The following is a 5942-nucleotide window of genomic DNA, read 5'->3' as shown; positions in this document are numbered from 1 at the left end:
CGGGGATAAATCCCCTCGCCACAGGATGTCCCTCCCTGTGAGGCCGCGCTGATCGCCGCGTAAGGCGACTCAATTGAATATTGTGAGGAACTACGGCCGTGCGCAGCACCGCCGTGCTGGGGCTATGTCCCCACGCTGCAACGGTGCCTATTGGCAGAGTTAACAGGGGCGACGAGCCGTCCTGGAGCCCCGGCGGCAATTTCCATTCGTCTTTCAATCCCGTCCTAAGTCCCGATTTAGAAGGCTTCACGCCAACAACCCTGGCCCGCCTCCCCAACAAAAGACGAAATGCAGTTGACGTTCACATTTTAAGTTGTACGATGACCTACAACTTCACATGAAGCTGAACCGTTTCCTACAACACAACATTTGCGTCCAGGGTGTTCGAATAATGAATCCACAAGAACTGAAGTCCATCCTCTCGTCTGGCCTGCTGTCGTTCCCGGTCACCGATTTCACTGCCAATGGCGATTTCAATCGCGACAGCTACATCAAGCGCCTCGAGTGGCTGGCCCCGTACGGCGCCTCTGCGTTGTTCGCAGCGGGCGGCACCGGTGAATTCTTCTCCCTGGCCGCCAGCGAGTATTCCCAAGTCATCAAGACTGCCGTCGATACCTGCGCCACCAGCGTGCCAATCCTCGCTGGCGTGGGCGGTGCCACCCGCCAGGCCATCGAATACGCTCAAGAAGCCGAGCGCCTGGGCGCCAAGGGCCTGTTGCTGCTGCCGCACTACCTGACCGAAGCCAGCCAGGACGGCGTTGCCGCCCACGTTGAAGCCGTGTGCAAATCGGTGAAGATCGGCGTGGTGGTGTACAACCGCAACGTCTGCCGCCTGAACGCCACTCAGCTGGAGCAACTGGCCGAGCGCTGCCCGAACCTGATCGGCTACAAGGACGGCCTGGGCGATATCGAACTGATGGTGTCGATCCGTCGTCGCCTCGGCGATCGTTTCAGCTACCTGGGCGGCCTGCCGACCGCTGAAGTCTACGCCGCGGCCTACAAGGCCCTGGGCGTGCCGGTCTACTCCTCGGCGGTGTTCAACTTCATCCCGAAAACCGCGATGGACTTCTACCACGCCATTGCTCGCGACGATCACGACACCGTCGGCAAGATCATCGACGACTTCTTCTTGCCTTACCTGGACATCCGCAACCGCAAGGCCGGTTACGCAGTGAGCATCGTCAAGGCTGGCGCGAAGATCGTTGGCTATGACGCAGGTCCTGTGCGCACGCCGCTGACCGATCTGCTGCCAGAAGAATACGAAGCCCTGGCCGCGCTGATCGACAAGCAAGGCAAGCAGTAACAGACCCGACAAGGCCGCTGAGCAATCAGCGGCTTTTTGCGTAAGGCTCGATCGTTCCCGCGTGCGCGTGGGGACGCAGCCAGGGACGCCCCGCGTTCCTAGACTGGTTTTGTGAGAGGAGAAGCTCCGTGGCAGATGCAAAGCGTTTCGATAACTACATCAACGGTCAGTGGGTGGCCGGTGCCGACTATTGCACCAACATCAACCCGTCTGACTTGTCCGATGTCATCGGTGAATACGCCAAGGCCGACGCAGCACAAGTCAACGCCGCCATCGAAGCCGCCCGCGCCGCGTTCCCGGCCTGGTCGACCTCGGGCATCCAGGCGCGTCACGATGCGCTGGACAAAGTCGGCACCGAGATTCTCGCCCGCCGCGAAGAACTCGGCCAACTGCTGGCTCGGGAAGAGGGCAAGACCCTGCCCGAAGCCATCGGCGAAGTGACCCGCGCCGGCAACATTTTCAAATTCTTCGCCGGTGAATGCCTGCGTCTGTCGGGCGACTACGTGCCGTCGGTGCGCCCGGGCGTCAACGTCGAAGTCACCCGCGAAGCCCTCGGCGTGGTCGGCCTGATCACTCCGTGGAACTTCCCGATCGCCATTCCCGCGTGGAAAATCGCCCCGGCCCTGGCCTACGGCAACTGCGTGGTGATCAAGCCCGCCGAGCTGGTGCCGGGCTGCGCCTGGGCCCTGGCCGAGATCATTTCCCGCGCCGGTTTCCCGGCCGGTGCGTTCAACCTGGTGATGGGCAGCGGCCGCGTGGTCGGTGAAGTCCTGGTCAACAGCCCGAAAGTCGACGGCATCAGCTTCACCGGTTCCGTGGGCGTGGGCCGGCAGATCGCGGTCAACTGCGTGTCGCGCCAGGCCAAGGTGCAATTGGAGATGGGCGGCAAGAACCCGCAGATCATCCTCGACGACGCCGACCTCAAGCAGGCCGTCGAACTGGCGGTGCAGAGCGCGTTCTACTCCACCGGCCAGCGCTGCACGGCGTCGAGCCGCCTGATCGTCACCGCCGGCATCCACGACAAGTTCGTCGCGGCGATGGCCGAGCGTATGCAGTCGATCAAGGTCGGCCATGCGTTGAAGGCTGGCACCGACATCGGCCCGGTGGTTTCCGAGGCCCAGCTCAACCAGGACTTGAAGTACATCGACATCGGCCAGAGCGAAGGTGCTCGGCTGGTCAGCGGTGGTGGCGTGGTGACTTGCGATACCGAAGGTTACTTCCTGGCGCCGACGCTGTTCGCCGACAGCGAAGCTTCGATGCGCATCAGCCGCGAAGAGATCTTCGGTCCGGTGGCCAACGTCGTGCGCGTGGCCGACTACGAGGCGGCGCTGGCGATGGCCAATGACACCGAGTTCGGTTTGTCGGCCGGTATCGCCACCACGTCGCTTAAGTACGCCAACCACTTCAAGCGCCATTCCCAGGCAGGCATGGTAATGGTCAACCTACCGACCGCCGGCGTGGATTACCACGTGCCGTTCGGCGGGCGCAAAGGTTCGTCCTACGGTTCGCGCGAGCAGGGTCGCTACGCGCAAGAGTTCTACACCGTGGTGAAGACTTCCTACATCGGCTCGTAACACGCAACACCGGTCGGCGCCGCGCATCGGCGCCGACCGTACAAATTGATTTCCCGTATAAAAATAAATAGTGGAAGTAGATGACATGCAAGAAACCAAGCCGACCCGCGTCCGCTATTTGATCCTGCTCATGCTGTTTTTGGTGACGACGATCAACTATGCCGACCGCGCAACTATTGCCATCGCGGGCTCCAGCCTGCAGAAAGACCTCGGCATCGACGCCGTTACCCTCGGTTATATCTTCTCCGCTTTCGGTTGGGCCTATGTGGCCGGGCAAATTCCCGGCGGCTGGCTGCTCGACCGCTTTGGCTCGAAAAAAATCTATGCCTTGAGCATCTTCACCTGGTCGCTGTTCACCGTGCTGCAAGGCTATGTCGGTGAATTTGGCCTGTCGACCGCCGTGGTCGCGTTGTTCATGCTGCGCTTCCTGGTTGGGCTGGCCGAAGCGCCTTCTTTCCCCGGCAACGCACGCATCGTCGCGGCCTGGTTCCCCACCGCGGAACGCGGCACCGCCTCGGCGATCTTCAACTCGGCGCAATATTTCGCCACCGTGTTGTTCGCACCGCTGATGGGCTGGATCGTCTACCGCTTCGGCTGGCAGCATGTGTTCATCGTGATGGGCGTGATCGGCATCCTCTTCTCGCTGATCTGGCTGAAGATCATCCACAGCCCGCGCCAGCACCCGATGATCAACGAGGCCGAGTTCAATCACATCGCTTCGAACGGCGCGATGGTCGACATGGACCAGGACAAGGGCAAAGGCAAGAAAGCCGACGGTCCGAAGTGGGACTACATTCGCCAACTGCTGACCAACCGCATGATGCTCGGCGTGTACCTGGGCCAGTACTGCATCAACGGCATCACTTACTTCTTCCTGACCTGGTTCCCGGTGTACCTGGTGCAGGAACGCGGCATGACTATCCTCAAGGCGGGTTTCATCGCGTCCTTGCCGGCGATCTGCGGCTTCATCGGCGGCGTGCTCGGCGGGGTGATTTCCGATTACCTGCTGCGCAAGGGCCATTCGCTGACCTTCGCCCGCAAGGCGCCGATCATTGCCGGCCTGCTGGTGTCCAGCAGCATCGTGGCGTGCAACTACGTCGACATCGAATGGATGGTGGTGGGCTTCATGGCCCTGGCTTTCTTCGGTAAAGGCGTCGGCGCGCTCGGTTGGGCCGTGGTGTCCGACACCTCGCCGAAACAGATCGCTGGCTTGAGCGGCGGCCTGTTCAACACCTTCGGCAACCTGGCATCGATCACCACGCCAATCGTCATCGGCTACATCATCAGCGCCACCGGTTCGTTCAAATGGGCCCTGGTGTTCGTCGGTTGCAATGCGTTGGTGGCGGTGTTCAGCTACCTGGTCATCGTGGGCCCGATCAAGCGTGTCGTGCTCAAGGAGCCAACGGCCAAGGATGCCGATATTTCCAGCCTGTCTGAAGCCAAATCCTGAGGAGCGGCATCGATGCAACTGATTGAACATGCCGATTCGCCCCGTTACATCCGCCTGCACGAGCGGGACAACGTGGTGATTGTCGTCAACGACCAGGGTGTACCGGCCGGGACCGAATTCCCGGACGGCCTGGTCACCGTGGACTTCGTCCCGCAGAGCCACAAAGTCACCCTGGTGGACATTCCCGAGGGTGGCGAGGTCATTCGCTACGGCCAGGTCATTGGCTACGCGCTGCAACCGATCCCCCGTGGCAGTTGGGTCAAGGAAGACCAGTTGCGCATGCCTACCGCACCACCGTTGGACAGCTTGCCGCTGTCCACCGATGTGCCGGCGGCCGATGCGCCGCTGGAGGGCTACACCTTCGAGGGTTATCGCAACGCCGACGGTACCGTCGGCACACGCAACATCCTGGGCATCACCACCACGGTGCAGTGCGTGACCGGGGTGCTGGACCATGCGGTCAAGCGCATCAAGGACGAGCTGCTGCCCAAGTACCCGAACGTCGATGACGTGGTGGCGCTGACCCACAGCTATGGCTGCGGCGTGGCGATCACCGCCACCGACGCCTACATCCCGATCCGCACCGTGCGCAACCTGGCGCGCAACCCGAACCTGGGTGGCGAGGCGCTGGTGATCAGCCTGGGCTGCGAGAAATTGCAGGCCGGGCAGGTGATGCATGAAGGCGACAGCTCGGTGGACCTCAGCGAGCCATGGTTGTATCGCTTGCAGGATTCCAGTCACGGCTTCACGGAAATGATCGAGCAGATCATGGAACTGGCCGAGACGCGCCTGAAGAAACTCGACCAGCGTCGTCGCGAAACCGTGCCGGCCTCGGAGCTGATCCTGGGCATGCAGTGCGGCGGCAGCGATGCGTTTTCCGGCATCACCGCCAACCCGGCCCTGGGCTACGCCTCGGACTTGTTGCTGCGGGCCGGCGCGACGGTGATGTTTTCCGAAGTCACCGAAGTACGCGATGCGATCTACCTGCTGACTTCCCGGGCGCAAACCCAGGAAGTCGCCCAGGAACTGGTGCGTGAAATGGACTGGTACGACCGTTACCTGGCCAAGGGCGAAGCCGATCGCAGCGCCAACACCACGCCGGGCAACAAGAAGGGTGGGTTGTCGAACATCGTCGAGAAGTCCCTGGGCTCGATCGTCAAGTCCGGCAGCAGCGCCATCAACGGCGTGCTTGGCCCGGGCGAGCGGTTCAAGCAAAAGGGCCTGATCTTCTGTGCCACGCCGGCCAGCGATTTTGTCTGCGGCACGCTGCAATTGGCGGCGGGGATGAACCTGCACGTGTTCACCACGGGCCGGGGCACGCCGTACGGCCTGGCGATGGCGCCGGTGGTGAAGGTCTCGACCCGCACCGAACTGGCCCAGCGCTGGCCGGACCTGATCGACATCGACGCTGGCCGCATCGCCACCGGGCGCGCGACCATCGAAGAGTTGGGCTGGGAACTGTTCCACTACTACCTGGACGTGGCCAGCGGCAAGAAACAGACCTGGGCCGAACGGCACAAGCTGTTCAACGACATCACCTTGTTCAACCCGGCGCCGATTACCTGATGATTGCGTGATCGATGGAGATCCAGTGTGGGAGCGAGCTTGCTCGCGA

Annotated in this window: 4 protein-coding genes; all 4 read left to right on the top strand. The window is 62.0% G+C overall.

The features are described 5' to 3' along the window. Window positions 1-391 precede the first annotated feature (391 nt). Window positions 392-1303 (top strand): 5-dehydro-4-deoxyglucarate dehydratase, encoded by a 912-nt coding sequence (gene kdgD, locus OC610_RS19645; RefSeq protein ID WP_186710799.1) that lies wholly within the window; start codon window positions 392-394, stop codon window positions 1301-1303. A 128-nt stretch (window positions 1304-1431) separates the two neighbouring features. Further along, a complete protein-coding gene (locus OC610_RS19640; RefSeq protein ID WP_181287582.1) occupies window positions 1432-2877 on the top strand; it encodes an aldehyde dehydrogenase family protein in 1446 nt (481 codons plus the stop codon). An 85-nt stretch (window positions 2878-2962) separates the two neighbouring features. Beyond that, window positions 2963-4327, top strand: coding sequence for an MFS transporter (locus OC610_RS19635; protein WP_264430016.1), 1365 nt, complete (start codon window positions 2963-2965; stop codon window positions 4325-4327). 12 nt (window positions 4328-4339) lie between these two features. Next, window positions 4340-5893 (top strand): galactarate dehydratase, encoded by a 1554-nt coding sequence (gene garD / locus OC610_RS19630; RefSeq protein WP_030139835.1) that lies wholly within the window; start codon window positions 4340-4342, stop codon window positions 5891-5893. Window positions 5894-5942: the final 49 nt, after the last annotated feature.

It is taken from the genome of Pseudomonas agronomica (assembly GCF_025917275.1).
Taxonomy (GTDB): domain Bacteria; phylum Pseudomonadota; class Gammaproteobacteria; order Pseudomonadales; family Pseudomonadaceae; genus Aquipseudomonas; species Aquipseudomonas agronomica.
This window is presented reverse-complemented; position numbering and strand designations above follow the sequence as displayed.

What these genes read in the sequence shown, in the direction of transcription:
- OC610_RS19635 (WP_264430016.1), top strand. Translation starts at nt 2,963, where the DNA reads ATGCAAGAAACCAAGCCGACCCGCGTCCGCTATTTGATCCTGCTCATG.
- kdgD (WP_186710799.1), top strand. Translation starts at nt 392, where the DNA reads ATGAATCCACAAGAACTGAAGTCCATCCTCTCGTCTGGCCTGCTGTCG.
- garD (WP_030139835.1), top strand. Translation starts at nt 4,340, where the DNA reads ATGCAACTGATTGAACATGCCGATTCGCCCCGTTACATCCGCCTGCAC.